Genomic DNA, 1813 nt, shown 5'->3' with positions numbered 1-1813 from the left:
CGTTTGTCTGCACCGAGCCGGGAAACCGGCAGAAACCGGCCACAACCACCCCGGCGGTCGCGGGTTGACACGGCCCCACTCCTTCAGGGATGACCTGCGAATAGCGCGTTGAGGCCGTACCCCATCGTTTTTTTCATGGAGAACTGCGACTCGATGGTGCAGACGGCGTCCGGATCGGCCTTCACCCGCGCCGCCAGTCGTAGCAGTCCCTCGTGGAGATCCGGCTCCCGGGCGTGCAGGTGCGCGTCGGCGTCGGGCGGGGCCGAGTCGATCACGGCTCGGCAGCACGAACACCATCGACTGGATGGTGCGGGTACGTGTTGAACTCGGTGCCGCACGACATGCCGCTGGAGTTATTGGCGATGACGCCGCCGATAGTGCACGCGGTCTCGCTGGCGGGAACAGCTTGGCCGCCGCGGGGCTGAGCACCCGCGTCGCCGTACCGGCCGCCGTTGAGCAGCGTGTGGCCGAACAGCGCCAGATCCTGTGCGGAGGAGAACGCCCGGCGTGGGCGGAGACGCCGCCCATCAGCTGTGCGGTCTTGTCGTTGACCACGCCCCAGTCGTAGCTACCGCGCCAGTCATGGTCGCGATGACCAGGGCCTGGATCACCGGTCGTTGCGGGTCCGTCCGGTCGGTTAGCCACGCGGTGCTGGACCAGACCCACCACAGGGCCCCCAACAGCACCAGCGTCCGGAGGGCGCCACTCCACCCGAGATCCTCGGCCAGGCCGCGCGAGAGCTGAGCGAGCGCGAGGACAAACACCAGGTCGAAGAAGAGTTCCAGGAACGTGGCCCGCTGCGGATCCCCGGCTTTCCGCGGCAGTTCGGCCGCCTCGTCGTCATCGGCTCGCCCGTCTGCCAACTTTGCCCCAGATTTGAAGCATTCTGCCATGCGCGCAGCGGTGGTGACTGCGGACGTGCTGCCGTGGCCTGGAATCGAGCGGCCCGCGTTACCGGACGGGCGACGGTCGAGGCCGGCGAGGTCCTTCCATCCGTCGCCGCTGAATCGGATTAGCTCGTCGACCTTGGCCAAGCGTCGGGCCGGTGCTACAGAGGGCGGAGTGTCACCACCCAGGTCCTGATACCGATATGTCACGCAGGTCCTGAGACCGGACAGCTAGCTGCCGGCCAGGCGGTTAGAACTTGCTGTACGTCTTCAAGCTGCGCTGAACGGGCCGCAGGCCCCGCCTGGGCGCGACGGCCGCTGCCGCTCGGCAGCCGTCACGACTGACGCCAGGCGGATGCGCAAGGTTGCCGTTGGCGAGGTCGACCTCACTGGCCACCGGACCCGCCGCATCCAGGGCGAGTCGGTCCCCCTCGGCTCCGCTCGGGCCACCCTTGCTGGCACCGCCATGGGGACACCCAAGACCTGCCCTGGCTCGGTGCCCACCCACTCACGACCGCTTACAACGGCTCACGGCCGCTCACACGGCGACCCTGGGCACTCGAGCGGCGTGTGGTAGGGAGAGCGACGCCTCGGCACACCGACGCTCGCAGGTGGGTAGCGCACGACGAAACGGTACGCCCAGGTGGTGAAGCGGCTCTCGCCACGGAGCGTCGCCAGCTTGGCGAGGATCGCCACCGTCGCGTCGGACGCAGCCTGGTGGGCGACGTCGGTCAGCGCGGGCCCGGTCACCGGGGAGCGCGTCGCGCGCCGGCGCACCTCCCGCAATGCCGCGCGCACCAGCATCTCGTGCAGCCGGTCGAATGCCACGTCTCGATCGGCACCGGTGCCGGAGAGAGCCTGCACCCATCCGGCCGAGTCCTCGTCCAGGCCGACCACCTCGGCCCCGGGCCGGCGCGCGGACCCGG

At 69.5% G+C, this 1813-nt stretch carries 2 protein-coding genes and 1 pseudogene; all 3 read right to left on the bottom strand.

What is annotated here, in order from left to right:
• Nucleotides 1-83 precede the first annotated feature (83 nt).
• On the bottom strand, nt 84-275 hold the full coding sequence (locus tag JNW87_RS38225; protein ID WP_201750003.1) for a hypothetical protein: 192 nt from the start codon (nt 273-275) through the stop codon (nt 84-86).
• 252 nt (nt 276-527) lie between these two features.
• Complete coding sequence (locus JNW87_RS38220; protein ID WP_236648539.1) at nt 528-1034, bottom strand: low temperature requirement protein A; 507 nt, start codon at nt 1032-1034, stop codon at nt 528-530.
• 381 nt (nt 1035-1415) lie between these two features.
• Nucleotides 1416-1813, bottom strand: a pseudogene (locus tag JNW87_RS38215) (hypothetical protein); the annotation flags it as partial.

It is taken from the genome of Micromonospora sp. ATA51 (assembly GCF_016802855.1).
GTDB classification, from domain to species: Bacteria; Actinomycetota; Actinomycetes; order Mycobacteriales; family Micromonosporaceae; genus Micromonospora; species Micromonospora sicca.
The sequence above is the reverse complement of the archived record's forward strand: the minus strand, read 5'-3'. Positions and strand labels throughout refer to the sequence as shown.